The sequence below is a fragment of the Bacillus gobiensis genome (assembly GCF_001278705.1).
Lineage (GTDB): Bacteria > Bacillota > Bacilli > Bacillales > Bacillaceae > Bacillus > Bacillus gobiensis.
In genome coordinates this window covers 4,185,787-4,210,022 of record NZ_CP012600.1, presented here as the reverse complement: position 1 = coordinate 4,210,022, position 24,236 = coordinate 4,185,787, and the positions used below count along the sequence as shown (strand labels likewise).

The window sequence follows — 24,236 nt, the reverse complement described above, 5'->3', positions numbered from 1 at the left end:
TTTTCGTTATTTTTTCAATTGTTCATAATGGAGTGCAGCAGCAATTGACAAATCATCCGATTCATCTAAATGGCTAATAGCTTTTAGTACGTAGGATGCACCATGAGCTTGAAGCATTTCTTGAAGCTGAACTGCTTCAGGATCTTCTTGGCTGTCGAAAGCAAGAGCAGCCGCGATTGCTTTTGACAGCTGCTGAAAGCTTAGACCTGCTTTTTTCGCTTCATATGCGGGACGTACCAATCTATCCTCCGGTCCAAGCTTGCGGATCGGTGACCGCCCAACTCGTGTCACAGCGTCATTCAAATACGGATTTTGAAAACGGCTGATAATTTTCTCAATATAGTTTTGGTGAGCTTGTTCATCTAAACCATACTGACTCACAAGATATGCTCCTGTTTCCTCCAGCGTCTTTTTGACCTGCTCATAGATGGCTGTATCGTTTAACGCCTCATCAATCGTTTTTTTGCCGAATAAATAACCAAAGTAAGCGGTCACTGCGTGTCCTGTGTTTACTGTAAAGAGCTTCCGTTCAATGTAAGGAGCCAAATCGGGAACAATGGTCATTCCTTTTACCTCAGGAACCTCTTGGTCGGCTTCTACAATCCATTCATGATATGTTTCCACGAGTACATCCATGCCTTTTTGATCCTGAATCGGCACAATTCTGTCCACAGCAGAATTGAAAAAGAATGCTCTTCCTTTCAGCTCTGATACGGATTTTTCATCGATGCTTTCAAGAATGTGCCCTCTTAATAGGTCTGTTGCAGAAATTTGGTTTTCACAGGCAATAATATAAACAGGATTATCATTTGTCTTTATGCGTTCCGCTAGTCCTTTTGCAATTAATGGAGCAATTCTTGGCAGGATTGAAGGACCGATTGCAGTTGTCACAAACGTTGCTTGACCAATTGCTTCAATGACCTCATTCTCCTGTTTGAGATTATTGAGTCCCGACACATTGTAAATATCCGTTACTTCTTGCGGATCTGCAGCCGTTTTTACTTTGTAGGCTTTTTCTTGATTCAATTTATTTATTAGCTCATCAGCAATATCAACAAAGGTTACATGGTAGCCTGATTGTGAAAATAGTGCGCCTATAAATCCTCTGCCAATATTCCCGGCTCCAAAATGAACAACACTTTTCATTTCAAATCATTCCTTTATTATATGGTGTAAATGTTCATAAAACGTTTCCTCGAGCTTCTTTCTAACCATTTGTTCATTAGACGATGAAAAAATTAATATGGCCTCTTGATCTTCCACAATGCTTGTGCTGACAATACTTATGATTTCAAGCTGCTGAGGGCTAATGTGTTCAGGAGCAAGCATTAAAAGTAGGTTTCTGCATTCAACCGGCTTTCCTCCCATACCTTTCAGCAGGTAGGGGCTGTTCAGATGGGCAATGTGAAATATGATTTCATTGACACATTCATGCCTGCAATGGTACAGAGCCATACTCGTACCGGGAATGCCCAAGCCCCCCTGCTCCTCCCTTTCCAGCAGTTGATCCAGAACATCCTGGACATTCTTAACAAACCCTTTTTCTTTGCATCTTTCTACCATATCACGTATACACGACTGATAGTCTCCTTCATTTTCAACCGGATAAAGCTCAAAATTTGAAAGAATCGATTTCATGCTGAGCAATGTGCTTTCAATTTCCTCTATGGTCGATAAAAGAGGTCTTTGTTCACCGGATGAGCGGAAGGTTTCTTGCTCTTCTGTATGTGAATATTCTTTTTTGTCGATCATTTTTTTAATATTTTTCTTTAAATATGTTCTGATAGATTTGCTATCTTCATCACTCAAAAGCGGGTTGACCAGCACGTAGTCGTCAAAAGGTAGCCTTACGGTCGAAATGATGACGTCAAAATTTTTTAATGCAAAGCTCCGAAGCTCTTTGATAGACGCGATTTCAACTGAAGATATTTCACTTACCTCTTTTTTAACTCGGCTTGCCAGCATTTTTGAGGTACCGATTCCTGTTGGACAGACGATCAGTGCCTTTATCGCCATTTCCTCTTTTCTTAGCTCTAAAGACGAGCCAAAATGAAGAACCAAATAAGCAATTTCATCATCCGGAAAATTAATTTCTTCAAATGCCTTTTCCAGACTATTGCTGACGGCCATAAATAAGACTGGATAGCTCTTTTTTATATCTGCTGTTAACGGATTATATAAGCCCATATTTTGAGATATCCTGTATATTGCAGGCTCCATATGGGCGAGCAGCCCTTGGAACAGTGAAAAATCGGCAGTCATATCAATGTTCAGCTGAAATGAAACATCCTGGATCATTTTTCTGACAGCCCTGCCGATAATGACGCTGTCGTAATAAAACGCTTCTGCTTCTCGTAGCTTTGAGCCTTTTAAAATGACCGTTAAAAAATCGATATCTTCATCTGACAGCTTTTCGTCAAGATCAACGTTTATCTCCTTCAAGAGCCTGGACTCAGCAGTTTGCTTACTGCCATTTTCAAAAACGCCTTCTTCGATTCGAAACCCCAATGCATTTCTCTGTATTGAAATGCAAATTGCTATTAATAGACCAATATAGTCACTGTCCGCCAGCTTCATAAAGCTATTGTTCATTTTTGTTTTGGATGAAAGAATATCATCGATGGCCTTAAGATACTCAAGCTTTAAGAAATGTAAGATCACTGACTTTTCACTGGCGATATCCCGTTTGCTCAGAAGAAACAGCTTTTCAAACAGCTCCTGATTGTAAAACATCAAAAGGTAGTTCCCCAGCGCCTTTCTTTTTGCAATCTCCCTGCCATCAAAAACAACGCCAACTCCGCGTTTTCTCAACACTTTTATGCCGAAACCAGACAGCCATTCCGTTAAGTCATCCAAATCTGTTCCGATCGTTGTTATACTCGTATTTAATTCATTGGCAAGGGTTAACACCTTCACTGCTTCTTTTTCATGAAACAATCGGATTAAAATTAATAGCTTCCGTTCCTCCGCGGGCAAATCTGTCGGCTTTACTTTGGCTAGCTCCTGCATCATCCGAAAAATATTCTCATTGCTTCCTACTATTTCAAGTCCTTGTCCGCTTACCCTCTGAAGCTTAAGGTTAAAACGATTCAGTAGATGCTCGATCGTTTTCAAATCACGATTCACGGTTCTGACGCTTACGTTTAAAAAATGGCTGATCGACTGTGCGGTATGCAAACCGGATGTTCTGATCATATACTCGATAATCGCTTTCTCTCTGGTAGTGATAAACATACCCTTCACTCACTTTAATGGTTAGTTTGCCATACAAATCAACGCTGCACACCGCACCATGAGGTCTTGATTTGTATATTAAGACGAAAGGAGCTTTTTAGAAGCACCTTCGCCTTACTTATTTAACGATCCGATAATATCTAAAATTTCTTTTTCGGTTTTAGCAGCTGCCATTTTCTCGATATTATTCATATCCGAGCAGGTAACGGCAATCCCCGAAAGAATTTCTATATGAGTACCGTCTTTTCCGGCAATACCGAATAGCAGCCTGACTTTTTCTCCGTTAAAATCGACGCCGTCAGGGACTTGCAAAATCGTTACGCCTGATTTTAATACCGCTTTTTTCGCCTCTTCTGTGCCGTGCGGAATCGCTACATCGTTGCCCATATAGGTCGAAGTCATTTCATCCCGCTCGATCATAGCATCAATGTATGACTCTTCGACGTATCCTCCGTCAACAAGAACCCGGCCGGCAAAACGAATCGCCTCTTCCTTCGAATTGAATTTCTGGTTTAAGAAGACATTTTTCTCAACGAGCACATCTCCAGACGACGGTCCTTCAGACGGTTCTTCTGCTTCAATGCTATCTTCAGTAGTATCGCCACTGTTTAACTTTTGAACCAGCTTGTCGTACTCAGGGCTTTGAAGGAAATTATCAACAGAAATATGATAAGCGCCCGGAACCTTTTGCTTCGCACGCGGTGTCAACTCTTCCTGGGTAATTACAATTTGCGCATCACTTGGCAGATTGCTGATCGCCATATTGACTGATTTTATGCCAAGGCCTGCTTCTTTGAATTTTTTTCTAAGAATTGACGCGCCCATAGCACTGGATCCCATTCCCGCATCGCAGGCAAAGATCACTCGCTCGACGTTTTCCGTTTTCGGAAACTCTCCGTTCTGAGCTGAGAAAGTACCGGCAACACTGCTTTTCTTTCCTTTCATTTCCTGCATACGCTGCGCTGCACCTTCAATGTCGCCGTCTTCGGCTTTGCTCGTTTTCAAAATAAAGGCGGAAACGAGGAACGATACGGCGGCAGCAATGAAAATACCGGCTATGTTAGCAAGATAAGCACCTGCACTTTGCGGAGTAACCGCGAGTACGGCAAGGATGCTTCCCGGTGAAGACGGCCCTTTTAATCCGCCATTTAATAGTACAAATGTAAAGACACCGCTCATTCCGCCTAATATTGCGGAAATAAAGAGCAAGGGCTTCATGAGGATATACGGGAAGTAAATTTCATGGATTCCCCCAACAAACTGAATTAGTGCTGCCCCCGGTGCAGATCTTTTTGCAGAGCCTTTCCCGAAGAACGTATAAGCAAGCAAGATCCCAAGCCCCGGTCCTGGATTCGCTTCCAAAAGAAACAAAACCGAATGCCCTTGCTGTTTCACTTGTTCTAACGCAATCGGTGATAAAATACCATGATTAATTGCGTTATTTAAAAACAATACCTTTGCTGGTTCGATCAAGATGCTTGTTAACGGAAGGATGCCGAGCCCGATCATCCAGTTTACTCCCGCAACAAGCACAGCAGTTAGCCCTTCCACCGCTGGGCCTACTCCTAATAACGAAAGGATGGCGAGTAGTCCTCCTAAAATTCCAGCAGAGAAATTGTTGACGAGCATTTCAAAGCCCGCTTTGATTTTTCCTTCGATCATGTCATCAAATTTCTTAATGACATATCCTCCAAAAGGACCCATGATCATGGCTCCTAAAAACATCGGAATATCCGAGCCGACGATCACACCCATTGTGGCAATTGCGCCAACAACTCCGCCCCGTTGATCATAGATAAGCTTACCTCCGGTATACCCTATGAGCAGCGGCAATAAATAGGTAACCATAGGATCAACTAAAGATGCTATATGTTCATTAGGCGTTAAGCCATCTGCAATAAATAGTGCAGTAATTAATCCCCAAGCGATAAATGCACCGATATTCGGCAAAACCATGCTGCTTAAGAAGTTCCCAAACTTTTGAACTCCTACTTTTAAGCTGCTCTGAGCCATGGTGACTACTTCCTTTCTAAAGGTGAATTTCTTACAGACTATATCTTAGGTGATAAACCGCTTACATTCAATCAATAGTTACGTTAATTTTGTCCCGATGGAAATCGGCAAATCTTTTATTAATAAGAAAAAGTCGGATATATTGCGAGATTGAGAGGATATATTTCATTACGGGCGGATATATCTCTGAGATAGGAGGATATATTCTTAATAAGGACGGATAAATCTGAAACGTGAACGTATATTTATTTTATAGACGGCAGCCGTAAACAAGCGGCAACCACTTAACCGTAATGTAAGAGGTGTTGATGTAATGAAATCGTTTATTATTCAATTAAATACTAAAAAATACGTTAAGATTATTTTCATAATTTATTTGGCCATGCTGCTTACGGTTAGCTTCTGGGGAATTAGTATGTTTCTCCCTAGACATACTTATAATGATGTTTCTCAAAATCTTATGCCGTTTAAGACGATCACAAATTATTTGTTTAATTTTGAGAAATATAATTTCAGAACTTGGTTTAATAACACATTTGGGCTTGTACTATTATTCATCCCTTTTGGATTGTTGATCCCGCTTGTTTTTGCCGATATAAAACATGCTACACAAATGATGTATCTATCATTTCTTGTCAGCTTATCTTTAGAAATAGCACAATATATAACTGTGTTAGGTGTATTTGATGTCGATGATGTTATTTTAAATACGTTTGGTGGTATGTTAGGTTTCTTAATTATTACTCAATTGATAAAAAGGAAGAAGTACTCTTAACGAATATGTGTGCTTCTTCCTTTTTATATTTACTTCTCAGGAATGTCATCGAGCTCAAACACTTTGCCATTATGTAATTCATATTCATAATATTCAAGGGTGTCCTTGAGGACAAAAGAACCGCCATATTTTCTTCCACCTGGAGCTGTAAAATTATATATTCCCTTAATAGCTAAGATATCCCCTCTACCGTAACCCTTTGAATCCAAATGACTAATCATAATCTCTTCTGACTCTTTAATTTTTTTAGGATTCCCATGAAACTCGTATTCAATGCTAAGAATAAAACCTCTGACAGAAAAAATGATTAATAGTAACAAGATTAGATATTTTGATGTTCTTTTCATTTTTCTCCCTTCAAATCCGATCTAAGTTTCACCGAATAAAACCTCATCGCTTTCGGAATGCCTTTTATATCGAACACTCCTTGCAAAATCAAACTTCTGACTCTGTATTCAAAAAAGAGATCATCGAGGTTTTGATCGATTTGGCCAATGGCTTCTCCGATCAACCGAGCTGATTTCATAAATGAATGTTCTCCTCGCTCGTTGTGAAGCTTTTTGGCTAAGTTGATAATGAAACGATCGTACCTGCTGACATCAGCAAGTTGAATCTCGCCATTTTTCCAAATACGCAATACATCCTTTGTATTAGCAAGCCCCAGCCATTCATTGATGTATGCTTGCTTTTCTTCATTAGACAAAGGTTTATTCCGTAATTGCTTTTCATACATTTCTTTCAACTTTTCTGCTGATACCTCACCAGTTCTCCTATATTTTTCATCGACATTCATCAAATAGACGTCGTTTCTTTTTTCTCGTAAATGATAAAGAGCATAGCGAACGCCGATTTGTTCGTGGGCATTGCTTCCGGTCCAGATGAAGATCGGAATTCCTTCTGGGACTTGGAGAAGCTCGTTGATTTTTTCTTTGTTGTCCCTTATTTGATCGTCTAATTCGCCTTCCTCGTAATTTATGTTGTCATTCAGCCATTCCCATCTGCATTCCTTCCCTGTTTCTTGATGCAGCTGCCAAATTGGTCCATATGAGAATTGGTCGTCTATTGGGATGACTTTTACTTTTTCATCTCTTGGATGATTGAGGGCTGCCTTTAAACTGCCGCTGGTTGAATGACTAAACGCCACATGCACTTTGCTGTATTTTTCCTTCTGATTTTTCTGTTTATGATAGTTTAAAAGACTTTCGGTTGTTTTATTGAGCTGTTTTGCCAATTCCTCATTGAGGTCTTTCAATAAGTCCCCTTGGAGAAGTACGGTGAATAATAAGCTCTTCGCTTCCTCCTCGGACAGCCTGATAATTGCTTTTTTCAGTTCATCAATCATATTAGCTCACCCCCCTTCTCTTATTTGTAAATGTTACCAAAAGTGTTCTCATTTTGAAATGTCGGATTTTGTGGTATTCTCATACTAGATTAACAGTTTAAAAGACAGGAGCACTCTATAAGTGAAACGATTTTTGCAAGTTCTCTTCGTAGGAAGCCTCTTGATTTTTATTGCCAGCACACTTATTTATGCAAAAGATTCTACTGAACCTAGTCTTCAAGATGTAAAGGATGCACCGCTCCCTACTGAATTGCATCCCGTTGTCGCAGAAAATCGGGACAAGCTGGCCAATCGTGCGAAAGAGATCGGCATATCTATCGTGATTACCGACGACTTCCGTTCGTTTGAGGAGCAGGACAAGCTTTACGCCAAAGGAAGGACAACAAAAGGATCGATTGTTACCTATGCAAAAGGCGGAGAATCCTACCATAATTACGGACTCGCCATCGACTTTGCGCTTCGATTAAACAATGGAAATGTGAGTTGGGACATGGAGTATGACGGTAATAAAAACGGAACATCTGACTGGATGGAGGTTGTCAAGATTGCCAAGGAACTCGGCTTCGAATGGGGCGGAGACTGGAGCGGATTCAAGGATTACCCTCATTTGCAAATGATCCCGGAAACTGACTAAAAAAAGCTCCTCACATCAGGTGGGGAGCTTTATTATTACCCTTTTTTCGAACGATAAGACAGCGGGGCATTTCTCATAAAAAAGTAGGTGCTAAATAGAGTGATAAGACCTATGAGTCCGATTCCGGTAAAGAGCGTAAAGTGATTGATGTGAGCCATCCATTGAAACGCAGCCTGAAACCCTATATTGTAAAGGAGCAAAAATGCGATCACCCCTAAAATAATCGATCCGATCGAAATCCTTATAAATCCATATTTATACCATAACGAAGTGACGAAAAATACCAGTCCAAGAAGGCAGATCCCAATCATTATATCTACCCATAAATATGGGAAGAACCCTTTTTGAAAGCTGGTCACATTCCCGATATGAAACAGGCTGACACGGGTGATACCTAAATCATACAAACCTTCCATTATAAAATAGAGGATATTAAGGAAGAGCATGACGACTATAACAAATAGAATTCCTAACGTATAAAATACTTTTAAAAAAAGACTTCGAGTAGAGCCGAATCCCATAGCATAACGAAAACTCGTAACATAAGCGCTGGCACCAAAAACAGAAATTAACCCATAAAAGGGGCCAAATATGACACCTGCTTGTATAGGGGTTTCAATGAATAATCCAATCATAAGAAAGACAAAAGCAACAAACAAAGTAATAAGTGAAAACATGACAAACTGGTATTTCATGTCTCTGTAGACCAGCATCGCAGTTCCTTTTAACGTCCCTCCCATAACAACTCCTCCTTTTTCGGCTCTGTAATGTTGATCAAGTAGTCCTGCAGGCTCGGCTTTTCCACCGAAATATTCAGCGACTTGGCACGTTCAATGATGTCTTTTCTATAAGCAGCATCGACCATTACTTTTGCCGTCGAACCAAGCTGGTCTTTTTCCATAACAGCCATTCCTGAAGTTATTTGATCGATTGCTTTTTGATCGCCAGTTAAAAAGACGCCTCGCTCCCGCAATTCTTCCATCGGTTCATAAAGCTTGATTTTTTTATCATAGACAACTGCAATCGACTCGCATAAAGGCTGCACCTCATTAATGTGATGAGAAGAAATCATAATCAAACGTGGATGATCTTCATAACTCTGCAGCAGCTCATGATAGAATTTTTTGCGAATGACGGCATCAAGGCCGTTCGTCGGTTCGTCAAATATCGTCACTTTAGCATGGCTGGAAATACCGATGATCAACTGAACGGCTGTTTTCATTCCCTTTGAAAACTTGCCGACTCTTTTCTTTTCCGGCAGCTGAAATACTCTCATCAAATGATCGGCAGTTTCCTTATTCCAATCAGGATAAAAGTGCTCTGCCAACTGTAAAATATCTTTTATTCTCCACATAGGATGAAACGGATGATCTTCCTGCATAAAGCATATCGATTCCTGAGCCTTATCATTGTTATACGGCTTCAATCCATTTACATCCACCTTGCCGACTTCCGGTGCATACAGTCCCGCGATCAGCTTCATTAACGTGGTTTTTCCCGCTCCATTTCTCCCCCACAGCCCCATGATCACAGGTTCATCTTCTTGCAGCGTAAGATTCTTCAATACAGGGCTTGATTCATAAGAATATGAGACATTTTGCAAATCAATCATTGGTTTCCCCCGTTCTCCCATTGATTAAATCAATGACATTTTCTTTTGACATTTTAAGGCGCTCAGCTTCTTCAAGCATTGGTTTAACATACTGCTCAAAAAAATCTTGCCTTCTTTCCTGAAGCAGCTTCAATTTTGCCCCCTCCTTAACAAACATTCCTACTCCTCTTTGCTTGAAAATCACTTCATTATCTACAAGAGCTTGCAAGCCTTTGCGCGCCGTAGCTGGATTAATGTTATAAAAACGAGACAGTTCATTCGTTGAAGGCACTTTCTCTCCTTCCTGCAGTCGCCCGCTCACGATATCTTCCATTATCATTTCAGCAATTTGATAAAAAATCGGTTGTGATTCATCCAACGTAGGCTTCAATCAAAAACCTCCTTCCACAGTGATACAGCTTAGTTAGTTATTTGGTTAGTTACTTATGTAACTAACTATAACACCGTGATTTTTTAATGTAAAGCCCAAATTTTTAAAATTTGGCAAAAAAATAACCGTCTAAAAAGACGGATGATTGCATTAACCAGACCAATTCATGATTCGGTTCATTCTCTATATAGCTGCTAAATTTCTAGTCAACAAGATGAATCCGCATCTCGTTACAATTACAACCCTAATTCTTCCTTCAATACCTTCTTGGCTGCTTCAGAACCACTCAAGGTTAATGTAACAGGGTGATCGCTCCTTATAGTTAGGGATAATTCAAGGAAAGGACAGCATAATCGCTCTAGTAAAATCCATTCAGTTAGAGTCACAATCACTTCATCTTCATTAGGGTAAACAAATGTGTATCCATGTGCGAATTCTTCTATTCTTAATACGGCTTTATTTAAATGATTTTGGATGTCCTTGTATCTGTCTTGTTGATCAGGATGCAATGCACCAAAATTACAAGCAATAGGTAATTTCATTAATTCCATCTCCCTTTATGATTTATAATCAAAGTATAATACTTAAAGTTAACCTTAAGCCCTCAGCTATACGCTACTATGAACAAGTAGGGCTGTTACCGCCGCCAAAACGGGAGAAGGTGATTCATTTTATATTAGAAGCTAACAATGTATTTTGATGAAGAGAGGTGAGGTAATAGGTGAAAAAATGGATTTTTTTAAGCGCTTTAATTGTTGTAGGATTTTTTGCAACAGGGCTTGGTGAATTTGTAAAAGCTGAAGACCACAATCTCGACCCTATAGGAAGTCAAATTGGCTGGGAAGACGGTGATGACAATAATCCGGTTGTAGAAAATGATGGACCAGACGATGGAGCAATAGATTATTCGTCTGATGCTGTTTCGAAACCGAAGATTTCAAAAATATCTGATGAGGTTCGACTATATCCTTCTGGTCCAGAAGAGTGGGATAACTAAGCGGAATGAACAGCCGAACACCTTAAAAGACAAAATAACGACTTGCTCAGGCATTAAGTCTTTCAAGCCAACAGAATCGAGGCTACACAATAATTCAGTAGCAGCTTTTGGAGGCGGCATCCGTTTTTTGTCTGATGTCGTTTCTTTTCGATAGTAATAGCCTCATTTTTCAGTAACGACACTAAGTTTTGACACCAACGCAAATAAAAAATATCCCCTTAAACATATGTTGACTGGAGAAATGTGCATCTAAATAGATGGAGTATCTAGACATTTTAGTTTTCCGATCTTTCTTCCAATTCTTTAAATAATTCATAAGATGCGACTTCTAACCCCATTAACTTTACATTCCAGTTAACACCAACTAACAAACGTTCTTTATTCATTCCATATAGCCAATTATTCATAAATTCTTTTAAAGGTATGATGGAAGAGCAAATCAACAGGTTATTAGTGCAGGATACGCTACTGATCCATTGGAAGACATATATGTAGTACAAATGGATCCTGACACACAAATGTTATGACTGTTTTACTTCGTTCTAGCACATTGTGGTCTTATTCACCATCATCTAGAATTCATATGTGGTTGATTGTAAAAGAAAGTTAATATCGAGACCAGATCCGATAGCTACTCCAAAATAAAAACCCCTTCTTCGTCTGAAAATGTCGTTTTTAATGCGACTACCTATCAGGAGGTTCATTTATACTGCCCGATGGAAATATTGATTTTATAATGGCCGTAGACAAGAATCTCATCCAACAGCTTGGACAGCTGATCTTGGTCAGGTACCTGGGCTTTTAAAATAAAACACGGCTCCCCGCTGACACGGTGAGCTTCTTTAATTTCATCTCGCTCCTGAATAAATTCCTGGAACTTCGTATGCCTGTAATCCTTCATCTTAACGATAATAAAAATGCAGTAAATGTTCCCCAGCAATTTTTCGTTCAGCCGGACCGTATACCCCTCTATGACCCCGATCTCCTCCAAACGCTGAATTCGATTGGCTACGGCCACACCAGACAGATGGACAAGCTGCCCGATCTGTTTCCATTGCATTCTTGAGTTGCTTTGTAAACAGCGTATGATCTCCATATCGATGTGATCAATCATGTCAACCATCCTTTCATCACTAAAGTACATTCTTTCATCACTAAAGTAAATGGGAGTAAACTTTTTCACCGATGCATGTAAAAGCAAAGGTGTACACATTAGAATGAGAATATGATTGATTAGCAATCCGGGAACGCCCTTGGCTTCTGCCGGCCCGGTAAGGTAGTTCGTTTTTGTTGCATAATATCTATTTATTTACAACTGGGTTTCCTTCGTTGGAAAAAATAGAAAGGGGTGATTGTTTACATAGTAGAGATATTCAGTTGTTATTAAATGTAGGTTCGGATATTGATTAGAGCTGTTGCCTATATGAAAAAACATAATAATGTTAGGGAGGTTTTTTAATGATCAAGAAAAATTATCTGTTTTTTCCTGCGCTTGTGTTAGCGTTAGTTTTATCTTTGGTTTTTAGTTTTGAAGGCCAAATAAATGCAGCTAGTCCAACATCGAATTCCGTTCAAGATTTAAAAATTGACACAGTAGATGGAGTAAAATATTCACCAGATGAACATAAAAAAATTGCTGGGATTGTGGTTGAAAAAACTAATCAAGGAGAAAGGGTACTTGGTTTCTCAACCTCGCAAAAATATGAAGCATATCATCAACAAGCTAAAGAACTTTCACCGAATGCAGATGTAGGTATATTGTCAGGAACAGATTATTTCTTTGAGCATGCTAACCGGGGTGGTAGGTTTGTAAGATTGTCTTCTGGAACAAATGTATGGGCTACAGGTGTCCGTTGGGGATCTTTTTGGAATGACAGATTTTCTTCTTTAAGTGTAGCTCCTTGGTCTTGGGTCAATTTGTATGAACATAATGGTTATGACAATTTTATGGTCGGATATCGGAACCTAACAAGTTCTCATGTTTGGTGGAATCTACCTTCATATGCCAATGACGAAACCTCTTCTATTAGAACTGGAAATTACTAAAATGAAAAACAGCTTCTGAGTCTAGAATCGGTGTAATTAAAGCGTTCGCAAAGGACGCTTCAGATTTAGATTCAAACTCAATTATATTTTATTCATAAAAAAAGCTCAATCCCAAAGGGTTGGGCTTTTTTGTTTGATGAACTTATGCTGATCAAAATGGATTCTTTATTTCTTGAATGAACATTATGTTTTTAAAAAATTCACTTTTAAAGGTTCGTTTTTGTTACATTTAATTTTAATCGATTTAATCACATTTTATATGTATAGGTCACATATTTCTGCTTGACACTTATAAGCATAAAAAAAGACTGTCTATCGACAGTTTAATTTTCTTGAGAAAGTTCGCTATATTTTTTAAAATTGTCTAGAAACGCCTGCCAGCCTGCTTGTTGCTGCTCAATGGAGTGGGTGTCTTCTGCTTCAAAAGTTTCAATTACCTTAGTGTAGTTTTCTTGAGTAATAAAAGTGATCGTAACTTTTCTTCCATCACCAAGAGTGTAAGAAATAAATTCGTTTATTCTAATTTCATCATAAACTCCACCAAAATCAAATCCAAAGCTTCCATCCTTTGCTTCCATTCTTGTAAGGAATTTTCCTCCAACCCTTAAATCATTTTCGGCATTTGATGCATGCCAATCATCAGAAGCAAAAGACCATTTCATTATGTGCTGTGGGTCTGTCCAATATTCCCACACTTTATTAACTGGTGCATGAACTGTGGTTTCTACCGTTATTGTTAATTTTTCACCTGTCTCCATTAATAATACCACCTCACTATATCAATTTATATTCATTACTAATTATACCATTGAAAGCGTTTTAAAGTTAGAAAAGGTGAAATCTTTTTTTCAATTATCCTCACCCTTTAAACAAGAAATCCTTCCATAACTCTCGTTTTGGTTACAAGCAAATTCGGAATGCTATCAGTTTGGGAAGAATTTGAACGGAATATGATTTGTGAACAAACGATGGCTGGCCTGGAGCTAGCCCGATCAGCGTTTTTTATTCCTCTTTAGGTTAATAGGGGGGCAACCATTAGTACCACCAGTAATTCTCTATTAAGTTATTGTTGCTTTAATCCGCATGAAGCCAAGCAAGTAACTAAAAAACCCTGAATATCGGCTCAAACGACCGAATTCAGGGTTTTTTATTTTCACTGAGGCAGTAAAACAATACATCTGGTTTTACAAACACAATTTTTGTTGCAAATGCAACAAAATTAGGTTAAATTTAATACATGTCATTAATATTGCATTTGCAATAAAAATACATACTAAGGAGTTAATTATGAAGGAAATTCTTCGTGAAATTGGAATGATAGCAAGGGCATTAGATTCTATAAGTAATATAGAATTTAAAGAATATGACCTTACAAAAGGGCAGTATTTGTACCTTGTTCGAATATGTGAAACCCCAGGAATCATTCAAGAAAAGTTAGCTGAGATGATAAAAGTAGATCGAACAACAGCAGCCCGAGCTATAAAAAAACTTGAAATTAATGGCTTTATTGAAAAGAAAGAAGATAAACATAACAAAAAAATTAAAAAACTCTTTCCAACAGAGACTGGGAAAAATGTATATTCTTTTATAAAAAGAGAAAATGATTATTCCAATATCGTTGCGTTAGAGGGATTTTCCGAAAGAGAAGAAGAAACCATTTTCAATCTTCTTCAAAGAGTAAGAAAAAATATAGAAAAAGACTGGGAATTTGTAAAAAAGGGAAACAAGAGAAATTATTGATTATATAAAGGAGCTTCATATTTATATGACTATAAATTTAAAAAAGTGTACCCTTGAAGATTCACGCAAACTTCAAGAAATTAGTTATGAAACATTTAATGAGACATTTAAGCATCAGAATTCACCCGAAAATATGAATGTCTATTTGGAAAGAGCATTTAACTTAAAACAATTAGAAAAAGAATTATCCAATATTTCTTCGCAATTCTTTTTTGTTTATTTTAATAATGAAGTCGCTGGATATTTAAAGGTCAATACCAATGATGCTCAGTCTGAAGAAATGGGGGATGAATCACTTGAAATCGAGAGGATTTATATAAAGAACAGATTTCAAAAACATGGGCTTGGTAAATATCTTCTAAATAAGGCTAAGGAAATTGCGATGGAAAGTAATAAAAAGAAAATCTGGCTAGGCGTATGGGAAAAAAATGAAAATGCCATTGCTTTTTATAAGAAAATGGGGTTTGTTCAAACTGGAGCCCACTCTTTTTATATGGGTGATGAAGAACAAATGGACTTAATAATGATCAAAACACTCATATAACTTTTTTCGAGAGGTAGAATATTATGTATATTTAGAAATATTTTAATGTCACAAATGAGTAGGGGATGGACAGTATAATGGACGGGATCAAGTCCCAATAGCCAGATTCGTCCTACCCCAGCTACTTAAAGAATAATCTATAAAAAAATTGGCCAACCAGAATTAACAGATTGACTTATAATACGAAATGGCCATTTAATTGAGGAAACTTTTATGAAAGTTAATCGTATTAAAATATAGTACTTCAAGAGCTTGGAGGTGCTTTAAATGTTTGGAGAGAAAGCAAAATGTTCAATATGTGAAAAAGAAATAAAAGGTGATGACATTGTTTTTATAAGAATGCGTTATCCAAAAGCATAAAGGCATGACAGAAATTCAAGCTTATTTAAAAAGTGAAGGAAAATTTATATGTGAAGAGTGTTTTAATAAAAAATCAACATCTGAAGCTGTAATATAATTCACGTTAAGTCTGATTATTCATATAGGGCGCAATTCATTAATCTCGGCAACGTTAGATTATAAATGGAGGCGGTATTAATACCAACCTGCCAGAATTGTGGTTATAAGTGGAGTTGGAGAGAAACTTTTGTAAAAATGTTTACGTTAAGTAATAAGTTAAAATGTCCATCTTGTGAAGCATTTCAGTACGTTTCAAAAAAATCGAGAAATCAATTAGGTCTATTTGTATTTATTGACAAGATCTTCAGTCCCCCTCAGTGTTGTGAATTGACAATAAAGTTGGTAACTAAACCAAGCTTTAAACACGCATTATACCTACCATTGTAAAAATCGTTTAAGAGGTATCATCCTACAGAAGAAAACCCATATCAATCAAATATATAAAAAAACAAAAATCAAAATACCTGCAAGTAAAATAGAAGTATGCTCCCCTTCTTTTCGGCCAACTTCTCGTCTTCTGCAATCTTATTTTCTCTAATAAAAAAATAAATCATCTACTTTGACTCCAAGAACTTTTGCCATACGAAATGCCAATTCTAAAGAGGGACGATATTTATTATTTTCTATGGCATTAATCGTCTGGCGGGAAACTTTGCAATTTTCCGCTAGTTTTTCTTGGGACATTCCTTGATTTTTCCTCAATGCTTTTATCTGATTTTCCAACACACACCATCCTGCCTTTTGTTATGCGCTCATTTTTCTGGTGTTGATAATATAGAAAAGAAAATAGCTTGTGATCAAAATGATTAAATATAATAGCTCGGGATAAAGAAAGGGAATATCTTGGAGGCGTTCATCTCTGAGGTGAAATAAATCGATTAGGAAGTTTGTTATGAAAAATAGGACTAATGCAGACCAGCTTTGAACAACTGATTTTTGTTTAATTTTTTGTTTTCTTTCATCATCATTGGGTCCAAATCCATATTCTTTCGATCCTGTACACCATGCAGTAATAGCAATTGATAAAAGCGGAATTAGAAAGAAAAGCAACAAATTCATCTCTCTCACCTCTTATTATGTAAAAAACTTTTTACATTCCAATCGTATCCTTAGCAATTTGTTATGTCAAACACTTTTTACATTATTTTCAAGGAACAAATTGGCTGCATACGCTTCACAAGAAAGCCTGACGAAATTACATTGCTTGACGTCTTCCACATTCCATCGAAAGCAAAATGATGGCTGTTTATCTTATCGGCGATAATTTCGATATATCGGCGAAAATAACAATATATCGATTTTTCGACAAATTCTCCGAAAAATCGACCACAGAACAAATATCCACAGGTCCAGTTATTATAGTTTCCCAAACAAAAATAAAATCCCCCTGCACCACATGCAGAGGGATACATCTCAATCCTCAGTCACAAAATCTATAAATCGCGCAAATCCTTTCTGTCCTTCTTCATCCCGCTTAAAAACGCCGGCATGCTCTAATATGGTGCTGAATACCTTTCCGATTTCATCTTTTAAAATAGCAGATGCGTTTTCTTTCTTAAGTTCAGGGTGGTTACGTTTTACTTCTTTTGCCCACGTTAGATGTTTTTCTACGCTTGGATCAATTTTTTCTTCAAAATTTTCATCGCATATATGTTTCGCAAGCAGCGCCATTTCATCCAGCAAACGGCCGGGCAGGATGGCAAGGCCCATGACTTCGATCAAGCCGATATTTTCTTTCTTAATGTGATGGACTTCCTCGTGAGGATGGAAAATACCGGATGGATACTCTTCGTTCGTGCGATTGTTCCTTAACACAAGATCAATTTCAAATTCTTCATCACGCATTCTGGCAATCGGTGTCACGGTGTTGTGCCGGGTTTCTCCTGAAAAGGCCCGAATGTGGTTCTGTTCATCACTGTAATTCTTCCATTTTTCCAATACGAGCTCTGAAATTTTCGCGAGCTCGCCTGCGTCTTTTCCCCTTAAACGGATCACAGACATTGGCCATTTCACTGTTCCCGCTGTTACTCCTGGATATCCTTTAAAAGTAAATTCTCTTTCTATTTCCGCCTTTGCCATGGGGAATTCATGATACCCGCCTTGAAAGTGTTCGTGGGACAAAATGGAGCCTCCGACAATTGGCAAATCGGCGTTTGATCCGATGAAATAATGAGGATACTGTCTGACGAATTCAAATAACCGGTCGAACGTTTTTCGCTCTATCGTCATTGGAGCATGGTCAGCAGCAAAAATAATAGCATGCTCGTGGTAATAGACATACGGGGAGAATTGTAAAAACCACTGCTCCCCGCCAAGTTCCACTGGAATGATTCTAAGATTTTGCCGCGCCGGATGATTCACTCTTCCCGCGTAGCCGGTATTTTCTTTACATAATAGACACTTTGGATATGAAACCTCCTTCATATCCTTTGCGGCAGCTATTGCTTTTATGTCTTTTTCCGGCTTTGATAAATTAATCGTGATCTGCATATCTCCATATTCCGTTTGTGAGGTCCAGTCTTGATTTTTTCGAATCCGGTCGGTCCGAATATAATTAATATCTCTAGAAAACTGATAATACCATGCCGTTGCTGCCTTCGCTCCTTCCTTCTCATACGTGTCAAAAAAACGGCGGTTGACTTCAGAAGGAAACGGAACAAAACAAGCCATCAGGCGGGTGTCGAACAAATCCCGATAAGTAACAGTATCTGCTTCGAGCAAACCATTTTCCGCACTCCAATCAAGAATGCTCCCAAGAATTTCAGCAGGGCTGTCTTCCTTCGGAGGCACTACGTCTGCAGGATCTTGATAGTCATCAAGCTTCAGAACATCTAAAAAAGTATTGCGAACTGCATCTATATCCCATTTCGTAATTAATTTTTTGTTGATACCGTATTGAATCAGCTTCTCAATTTGTTGGTAAATATCGATATTCATAGCTAACAGCCCCTAAAGTACACTATTTTCGGTATTGAAAATTTCTCCTGCGCCGTTTCCGGTTTCAACGAGATAAAAATCTGCTTCGAGCCCAGTTTCCTTCTTATAAAGCAAACCAACATTCTCTTTAAATGATTCAATTTTCTCATTTTTCACGATACTCACTGTGCAGCCGCCAAATCCTGCTCCTGTCATCCGCGATCCGATAACGCCATCCTGCATCCATGCCGCCTCTGCAAGAGCATCCAACTCCCTCCCTGACACTTCATAATCATCTCGAAGTGACAAGTGAGATTGGTTCATTAACTGTCCAAATCCTTGAATATCACCTTTGTTTAAAAGATCAACCGCCTGAATAGTTCGGATATTTTCATAAACAGCGTGTTTTGCCCTCTTACGGTCTGTTGGATTTACAATGAGGTGCTGGTTCTCTTCAAACTGCTCGATCGTTACGTCGCCAAGCGAACGGATATCCAGCTTGGTTTGCAAGGCAGCTAGTGCACGTTCGCATTCCTCCCTGCGTTCATTATACTTCGAATCGGAGAGTTCCCGGCGCTTATTCGTGTTTGCGATGATGATAGACTCATTCGTCAGGGTAAGAGGGCTGTATTGATACTCCATCGTTTGGCAGTTTAAGCGTACCGCATGGTCTTTCTTTCCCATGGCTACAGCGAATTGATCCATAATCCCACAATTCATCCCTACAAATTCGTTTTCCGCCTTTTGGCTTAATTTCGCCATGTGTACCGGGTCGACCGACAATGAAAAAAAGTTGTTCAGTACGACGGAAACAGCGAGCTCTAACGAAGCAGAGGACGATAGACCGGCTCCATTCGGAATATTTCCGTAGAATAATAGATCAAGCCCCTTTCCAATTTTATAGCCTTGATCGATAAACGCAGCCAGAACACCTTTCGTATAATTCCCCCAGCCATCCTTTTCTTTGTAAAAAAGCTCATCAAGCAGAAAAGAAACTGGCTGATCCGGAAAATTCGTACTGTACAAATTCACCTGGTTATCCTGTCGTAATCTGGCTGCAGCATAAGTTCCTATATTAAGGGCGCATGGGAATACATGTCCGCCATTATAATCGGTATGCTCACCGATTAAATTGACTCTTCCCGGAGAAAAAAATAGTTTCGTCTCTTCATTTGATTCAGGAAATATATCTCTAAACGCTCTTATAACTGTTTGAAGCATGACCATCTCTCCCTTATTCAATAAAATTTTTACTAAATATATAGTAGCAAATACAGCGCTTACATACAATATTGCAAGTGAATTATTTATTAAAAGGAATCTATTTTTCAAAAAATATTGAAAACGTTTACTAAAAATGTTACTATCAATTTAGTAAATTTTCGGATAACTTCTATTCTTTTAAAAGCGGTTATGTTTATCTTTAGTAAATGATTCATGAGAGGAGGCGCTTGTATGGCTACAATAAAAGATATCGCTTCTATGGCCAATGTATCCACAGCCACCGTGTCAAGAGTACTTAGCGACGATCGTTCCCTATCAGTTACAGAAAAAACAAGAGAACGAATTTTGAAGACAGCTAAAAATCTTGGCTATGAAAAAGCACGCGGGAAAAGAAAGCACTCCCAAACTTCGGTCCCCAGTGAATTACGGATCGGCATGGTCGTTAGTATGACCCAGGAAGAAGAGCTTAACGATCCATTCTATTATTCCATAAGACAGGGAATCGAAAAGGAATGCTATGAAAATGGTATTTTTATTACGAAAACCATCCATCTAAGCACGCTCCTTATGAATCAGGCGATCCGTGACCTCGACGGCCTGATTGTTATCGGAAGGATCAGTATGGAAAGCTTGGCTCGCATCAGTTCTTCATTGAATAACATTGTCTTTATCAATCATACGACGAAAGACGATAGCTGCGATTCTGTCTTCATCGACTTTGAAACGGCTACCAGGCAGGCTCTGGAGCACCTTCTATCTATCGGCTATCAAACGTTAGGCTATATCGGCGGTAAAGAGAAAGAGCATTTTTATACTAAAAATAATCAAACAACGACAAAAATCATTGAGGATAAACGACTGACCACTTTCCGGCAATTTTCCAAAGAAAAAAAGATTGACAGCCAAGAGCATATCCATATTGGTGAATACAATATGTTTCAAGGCTATGGATTAATGAAAAAGGCAATCGAAAAAGGAAAATTGCCTGATGCTTTTTTTATCGGAAGCGACTCGATGGCAATTGGCGCACTACGAGCCTTGCACGAACAGCAAATAAAAGTTCCGCAGGATCTCGCTATCGTCAGCTTCAACGGGATTGATGCAGCTGAGTTTGCAAGCATTCCGTTAACGACTGTGAATGTGCATATGAAAGAAATGGGAAGAACCGGCGTCAAACTCTTGCTGGACCGAATGAACGGTAGAACGATTCCATTGCAGGTAAAAGTAGCGACAAATTTAATTATCCGGGAAAGCTGTGGAAGCAAGAGGACGGACTAACCGTTCTCTCCATTTAAGGAGGTGATTGTATCATCATTTTGTAAGCGCTTAATATTATGGGAGGAGATGACCAATGAAAAAAATTGCGCTTTTACTGGCCTTGCTCTTATGTATAGGCGTTGCTGCAGGATGTTCACAGGAAACAAGCAGTGAACAGGAAGGAAAAACTGTTCTATCTCTTTACAGCAGTATCGTCAATGATAGCGAACGAGAAATGCTTAGTAGCATTGTGGCTGATTACGAAAAAGAGCATCCTAATATCCATATCGATATGAATTTTCCGGGAGAAGAGTATGAAAATATGCTTCGGGTCAAAATGGCAGCAAACGATTTACCTGACCTTTTTGATACCCACGGCTGGGGAAAGCTTCGTTATGGAGAGTACACCGCCGACCTGCAGGATATGGATTGGGTGCAAAACTTGGATCCTAATCTCGATCAAATCTTAAAGGATGAGAACGGTAAAGTCTATGCCTTGCCGTTAAATCAAGCGAAAGACGGAATCACCTACAACAAGACATTGCTGGATAAGTACCACATTGAGCCTCCAGAAACCATCGACGAATTTATGACAGCGATGAAATCGGTAAAAGAAAAAAGCAATGGTGAAGTTGTACCCTTTTGGTTTGCAGGCTACGATAAAAGTTCAATTGCCCAATTCTTTGATCAATTTGCGACACCTCTATTAATTACTGACAAAAAACATGACCGTCGGGAGAGCTTGAAGAATGGTACATTTGATTGGCCCAACTATACAGCTCTGCCTGCTATCCTTAAAGAAATGAACGATCAGAAACTATTAAATGTTGATGCTGTTACAGCCAAACCTTCACAGCTGATTGATTTAATGGCGCAAAACAAGATTGCATTTACGATAAGCGGAGGTTCTCTGGGACAAGATGTTGCGAACGTGAATCCAGAAGTACAGCTGGGAATCATGCCGAACCCCGCTCTACACGAAGGAGACGAACCAAGCTGGATTGGAGGAGAAAGACACACATTAGCCGCTTGGAAGGATTCTCGGCATTTGGATGAAGCAAAGCAGTTTCTAGCATTTATCGCTGAACCGGAAAATGCAAAAAAGATGGCGGAAGCTACTTCCCTTCCTTCTGCGCTAACCAATGTCGAGGCAGAAATTTATTATTCTGAGTCTTATAAGAGATATGAACATGTACGTGTAGAGCCTTACTTTGACCGTGTTTATTTGCCGAACGGCATGTGGGATGTCATGGGTACCACCGGACAGGAGCTTCTTGCAGGGATGAAAACACCTGAAGATGTTTCAAAAAAGATGCGTGAAGAATATCTCAGATTAAGAAATAAATAATATGTATGGATTGTGAGGTGAGGAGCAATGAGTCAGATCATCACTGAGAAAAAGCTTTCTTCGGCAAAGAAACAATACCAAGTGAAGTTTCCAAAAACGTCCTCTCTATGGTGGATGTATCTGCCCGCCTTGATCTTGGTCATTGTCTTTATGATCTATCCTTTTTTAAAAGGTGTAAGCATCTCCTTTTCAAATTGGAATGGCTTTTCCCAAGGATACCAGTGGGTGGGACTTGAACAGTATAAAAGGCTTCTAACTGATAGTGATACCTGGTTAATTTTAAAAAATACACTTCTCTATGGATTAGGCAGCACAATTTTACAAAATGCCGTTGGATTGCTTTATGCCCTTCTACTCAATCAAAGCCTAAAAATGAAAGCGATTACCAGGACGATCGTTTACCTCCCCGTCATTATCAGCCCCTTAATAATGGGCTATATCTGGTATTTCTTTTTCTCCTTCGACGGAGGAGCCTTGAATGATTTGCTGCAAGTTTTCGGTTTGGGTCCGATTAACGCACTGGCCATTCCTGAAGCAAATCCGCTTATCATCGTCATGATTAATACGTACCAATATGTGGGCATCGCTATGATCGTCTATCTCGCCGGGTTGCAGAGCATTCCGAAGGATTATTATGAGGCAGCCCAAATTGACGGCGCAAGCACGTTTCAGCAATTTCGGAACATCACTCTTCCGTTGTTAATGCCAGCGATTACGATCAATGCGGTTATTAATATTATTGGCGGGTTGAAATTGTTTGATGTAATTTTTGCTTTAACAGGCGGCGGTCCCGGCAATGCATCACAATCGATGTCAACGTTTATGTACAACCTCTATTTCAGAAGGCAGGATGCTGGCTATGCAGCAACTCAAGGTATCTTTATGGCGTTCATCATCTTGATTATCAGTTTCGCGGCTCTTATTTACTTTAAGAGGAAGGAGATTGAGGCCTGATGAAAAAGAAGAAAAAAATATCGTTCGCGATTCTTGCTGCGGCAGTTACAATCGTTCATTTTATCCCTTTTTATATTTTGATTACGACCGCCTTAAAAGCGAAGGGTGATTACAGTTCAAAATGGCTTCTTCCCGACTATTTTTCCTTCAGTAACTTCTTGGAGGCATGGGAGAAAGCTGGACTCGGCCAATCATTCGTCAATACGATCATCATAACCGCGGCCGCCGCTCTTCTTTTAGTCTTTGCAGGTTCGCTCGCTGCCTATCCGTTGGCACGAAGGTCAACAAAGCTCAATAAAATGGTTTATGCTTTGTTCATATCAATAATGATCATACCTCCTTTGACATCGATGGTTCCTTTGTATCGAATGGTTGTCGATGCCGGGCTCATGAACACTCATTTAATTGCTGTACTAGTTAACGCGGCTTCCTTTTTGCCATTGACAATTTTTCTTTACGCAGGTTTTATCCGCTCATCCGTGCCTAAAGAGTTGGAGGAAGCGGCGCGAATGGATGGAGCAAGTATGATCGGCATCTTTTTCCGAGTCGTTTTTCCGTTATTAAAACCAATCACAGCAACCGTTTGTATTATATCAAGCGTTTTTATCTGGAATGATTACCAATTTGCGATTTTCTTCCTGCAAAGCAAGGAAGTACAAACGTTGACGGTTGCCATCGCTGGCTTTTTTGGCCAAAATGCAAACAATTTACACTTGGTCGCTGCTGCTTCACTAATGGCAATGCTGCCAATGACTCTGCTTTTCTTGTTTCTACAAAAGTACTTTATTGCCGGGCTATCCTCAGGGGCAGTTAAAGGCTAACATTTCAGGA

Annotated in this window: 28 protein-coding genes; 12 read left to right on the top strand and 16 right to left on the bottom strand. The window is 39.1% G+C overall.

What is annotated here, in order from left to right; translation table 11 throughout:
- Window positions 1–6: 6 nt before the first annotated feature.
- The 3 genes from AM592_RS21105 to AM592_RS21095 all read right to left on the bottom strand — a co-directional run bounded on the left by AM592_RS21105 (window position 7) and on the right by AM592_RS21095 (window position 5,247).
- Window positions 7–1,146: a mannitol-1-phosphate 5-dehydrogenase gene (locus tag AM592_RS21105; protein ID WP_053605599.1), complete on the bottom strand. Its 1,140-nt coding sequence runs from the start codon at window positions 1,144–1,146 to the stop codon at window positions 7–9.
- 6 nt (window positions 1,147–1,152) lie between these two features.
- Window positions 1,153–3,234 (bottom strand): BglG family transcription antiterminator, encoded by a 2,082-nt coding sequence (locus AM592_RS21100; protein ID WP_053605598.1) that lies wholly within the window; start codon window positions 3,232–3,234, stop codon window positions 1,153–1,155.
- A gap of 114 nt (window positions 3,235–3,348) precedes the next feature.
- The gene (locus tag AM592_RS21095) at window positions 3,349–5,247 is read right to left on the bottom strand and encodes a PTS mannitol transporter subunit IICBA (RefSeq protein ID WP_053605597.1); all 1,899 of its coding nucleotides are present in this window, start codon (window positions 5,245–5,247) and stop codon (window positions 3,349–3,351) included.
- A gap of 313 nt (window positions 5,248–5,560) precedes the next feature.
- Here AM592_RS21095 and AM592_RS21090 point away from each other — a divergent pair, with 313 nt between their 5' ends.
- Entirely contained in the window at window positions 5,561–6,022 is a 462-nt protein-coding gene (locus AM592_RS21090) for a VanZ family protein (RefSeq protein WP_053605596.1), read from the top strand.
- Between the two features lie 29 nt (window positions 6,023–6,051).
- On the opposite strand, the gene AM592_RS21085 is transcribed toward AM592_RS21090, so the two are convergent.
- Window positions 6,052–6,369 (bottom strand): hypothetical protein, encoded by a 318-nt coding sequence (locus AM592_RS21085; protein ID WP_053605595.1) that lies wholly within the window; start codon window positions 6,367–6,369, stop codon window positions 6,052–6,054.
- Window positions 6,366–7,364: a DUF1835 domain-containing protein gene (locus AM592_RS21080; protein ID WP_053605594.1), complete on the bottom strand. Its 999-nt coding sequence runs from the start codon at window positions 7,362–7,364 to the stop codon at window positions 6,366–6,368. Before AM592_RS21080 ends, AM592_RS21085 begins: the two co-directional genes overlap by 4 nt.
- 121 nt (window positions 7,365–7,485) lie before the next feature.
- Here AM592_RS21080 and AM592_RS21075 point away from each other — a divergent pair, with 121 nt between their 5' ends.
- Entirely contained in the window at window positions 7,486–7,998 is a 513-nt protein-coding gene (locus tag AM592_RS21075; RefSeq protein ID WP_053605593.1) for a M15 family metallopeptidase, read from the top strand.
- A 35-nt stretch (window positions 7,999–8,033) separates the two neighbouring features.
- Here AM592_RS21075 and AM592_RS21070 read toward each other — a convergent pair whose 3' ends face one another.
- From AM592_RS21070 to AM592_RS21055, 4 genes are all read right to left on the bottom strand, one after another.
- Window positions 8,034–8,738: a hypothetical protein gene (locus tag AM592_RS21070; protein WP_053605592.1), complete on the bottom strand. Its 705-nt coding sequence runs from the start codon at window positions 8,736–8,738 to the stop codon at window positions 8,034–8,036.
- The gene (locus tag AM592_RS21065) at window positions 8,723–9,610 is read right to left on the bottom strand and encodes an ABC transporter ATP-binding protein (protein WP_053605591.1); all 888 of its coding nucleotides are present in this window, start codon (window positions 9,608–9,610) and stop codon (window positions 8,723–8,725) included. The genes AM592_RS21070 and AM592_RS21065 overlap by 16 nt, the downstream gene beginning before the upstream one ends.
- Complete coding sequence (locus AM592_RS21060; RefSeq protein WP_053605590.1) at window positions 9,603–9,980, bottom strand: GntR family transcriptional regulator; 378 nt, start codon at window positions 9,978–9,980, stop codon at window positions 9,603–9,605. Before AM592_RS21060 ends, AM592_RS21065 begins: the two co-directional genes overlap by 8 nt.
- A 236-nt stretch (window positions 9,981–10,216) precedes the next feature.
- Window positions 10,217–10,522, bottom strand: coding sequence for a hypothetical protein (locus AM592_RS21055; protein WP_053605589.1), 306 nt, complete (start codon window positions 10,520–10,522; stop codon window positions 10,217–10,219).
- Window positions 10,523–10,539: 17 nt separating this feature from the next.
- Here AM592_RS21055 and AM592_RS25425 point away from each other — a divergent pair, with 17 nt between their 5' ends.
- Both AM592_RS25425 and AM592_RS21050 read left to right on the top strand, forming a co-directional pair.
- Entirely contained in the window at window positions 10,540–10,680 is a 141-nt protein-coding gene (locus AM592_RS25425) for a MerR family DNA-binding transcriptional regulator (protein ID WP_148564357.1), read from the top strand.
- Between the two features lie 21 nt (window positions 10,681–10,701).
- Entirely contained in the window at window positions 10,702–10,977 is a 276-nt protein-coding gene (locus AM592_RS21050; RefSeq protein ID WP_053605588.1) for a hypothetical protein, read from the top strand.
- Window positions 10,978–11,252: 275 nt separating this feature from the next.
- Here the strand turns inward: AM592_RS21050 and AM592_RS23590 are convergent, their stop codons facing one another.
- Both AM592_RS23590 and AM592_RS21045 read right to left on the bottom strand, forming a co-directional pair.
- Window positions 11,253–11,420: a DUF2750 domain-containing protein gene (locus AM592_RS23590; RefSeq protein WP_225970415.1), complete on the bottom strand. Its 168-nt coding sequence runs from the start codon at window positions 11,418–11,420 to the stop codon at window positions 11,253–11,255.
- A 257-nt stretch (window positions 11,421–11,677) separates the two neighbouring features.
- Complete coding sequence (locus tag AM592_RS21045; protein ID WP_053605587.1) at window positions 11,678–12,091, bottom strand: Lrp/AsnC family transcriptional regulator; 414 nt, start codon at window positions 12,089–12,091, stop codon at window positions 11,678–11,680.
- 344 nt (window positions 12,092–12,435) lie between these two features.
- On the opposite strand from AM592_RS21045, the gene AM592_RS21040 reads away from it, so the two are divergent.
- The gene (locus AM592_RS21040; RefSeq protein WP_053605586.1) at window positions 12,436–13,023 is read left to right on the top strand and encodes a hypothetical protein; all 588 of its coding nucleotides are present in this window, start codon (window positions 12,436–12,438) and stop codon (window positions 13,021–13,023) included.
- A 323-nt stretch (window positions 13,024–13,346) separates the two neighbouring features.
- Here the strand turns inward: AM592_RS21040 and AM592_RS21035 are convergent, their stop codons facing one another.
- Entirely contained in the window at window positions 13,347–13,781 is a 435-nt protein-coding gene (locus AM592_RS21035) for an SRPBCC family protein (RefSeq protein ID WP_053605585.1), read from the bottom strand.
- A gap of 529 nt (window positions 13,782–14,310) precedes the next feature.
- On the opposite strand from AM592_RS21035, the gene AM592_RS21030 reads away from it, so the two are divergent.
- From AM592_RS21030 to AM592_RS25420, 3 genes are all read left to right on the top strand, one after another.
- The gene (locus AM592_RS21030) at window positions 14,311–14,763 is read left to right on the top strand and encodes a MarR family winged helix-turn-helix transcriptional regulator (RefSeq protein ID WP_053605584.1); all 453 of its coding nucleotides are present in this window, start codon (window positions 14,311–14,313) and stop codon (window positions 14,761–14,763) included.
- A 25-nt stretch (window positions 14,764–14,788) separates the two neighbouring features.
- Window positions 14,789–15,307: a spermidine/spermine N(1)-acetyltransferase gene (locus AM592_RS21025; protein WP_053605583.1), complete on the top strand. Its 519-nt coding sequence runs from the start codon at window positions 14,789–14,791 to the stop codon at window positions 15,305–15,307.
- A 522-nt stretch (window positions 15,308–15,829) separates the two neighbouring features.
- Complete coding sequence (locus tag AM592_RS25420; RefSeq protein ID WP_082364274.1) at window positions 15,830–16,093, top strand: TIGR04104 family putative zinc finger protein; 264 nt, start codon at window positions 15,830–15,832, stop codon at window positions 16,091–16,093.
- A 147-nt stretch (window positions 16,094–16,240) separates the two neighbouring features.
- Here AM592_RS25420 and AM592_RS21015 read toward each other — a convergent pair whose 3' ends face one another.
- The 4 genes from AM592_RS21015 to AM592_RS21000 form a co-directional block, all read right to left on the bottom strand.
- A complete protein-coding gene (locus AM592_RS21015; protein ID WP_053605582.1) occupies window positions 16,241–16,429 on the bottom strand; it encodes a helix-turn-helix transcriptional regulator in 189 nt (62 codons plus the stop codon).
- A 21-nt stretch (window positions 16,430–16,450) separates the two neighbouring features.
- On the bottom strand, window positions 16,451–16,765 hold the full coding sequence (locus AM592_RS21010; RefSeq protein ID WP_053605581.1) for a hypothetical protein: 315 nt from the start codon (window positions 16,763–16,765) through the stop codon (window positions 16,451–16,453).
- A 354-nt stretch (window positions 16,766–17,119) separates the two neighbouring features.
- Window positions 17,120–18,643 carry a UDP-glucose--hexose-1-phosphate uridylyltransferase gene (gene galT, locus AM592_RS21005; RefSeq protein WP_053605580.1) on the bottom strand — a complete coding sequence of 508 codons (1,524 nt, stop codon included), beginning with the start codon at window positions 18,641–18,643 and terminating at the stop codon, window positions 17,120–17,122.
- A 12-nt stretch (window positions 18,644–18,655) separates the two neighbouring features.
- On the bottom strand, window positions 18,656–19,843 hold the full coding sequence (locus AM592_RS21000) for a galactokinase (protein ID WP_053605579.1): 1,188 nt from the start codon (window positions 19,841–19,843) through the stop codon (window positions 18,656–18,658).
- 234 nt (window positions 19,844–20,077) lie between these two features.
- Between AM592_RS21000 and AM592_RS20995 the strand changes: the two genes are divergently transcribed.
- From AM592_RS20995 to AM592_RS20980, 4 genes are all read left to right on the top strand, one after another.
- Window positions 20,078–21,124 carry a LacI family DNA-binding transcriptional regulator gene (locus tag AM592_RS20995; RefSeq protein WP_053605578.1) on the top strand — a complete coding sequence of 349 codons (1,047 nt, stop codon included), beginning with the start codon at window positions 20,078–20,080 and terminating at the stop codon, window positions 21,122–21,124.
- A 73-nt stretch (window positions 21,125–21,197) separates the two neighbouring features.
- On the top strand, window positions 21,198–22,451 hold the full coding sequence (locus AM592_RS20990; RefSeq protein ID WP_053605577.1) for an ABC transporter substrate-binding protein: 1,254 nt from the start codon (window positions 21,198–21,200) through the stop codon (window positions 22,449–22,451).
- Window positions 22,452–22,478: 27 nt separating this feature from the next.
- The gene (locus tag AM592_RS20985; protein WP_053605576.1) at window positions 22,479–23,405 is read left to right on the top strand and encodes a carbohydrate ABC transporter permease; all 927 of its coding nucleotides are present in this window, start codon (window positions 22,479–22,481) and stop codon (window positions 23,403–23,405) included.
- Window positions 23,405–24,226, top strand: a complete 822-nt coding sequence (locus AM592_RS20980) for a carbohydrate ABC transporter permease (protein WP_053605575.1) — start codon at window positions 23,405–23,407, stop codon at window positions 24,224–24,226. The genes AM592_RS20985 and AM592_RS20980 overlap by 1 nt, the downstream gene beginning before the upstream one ends.
- Window positions 24,227–24,236 lie beyond the last annotated feature (10 nt).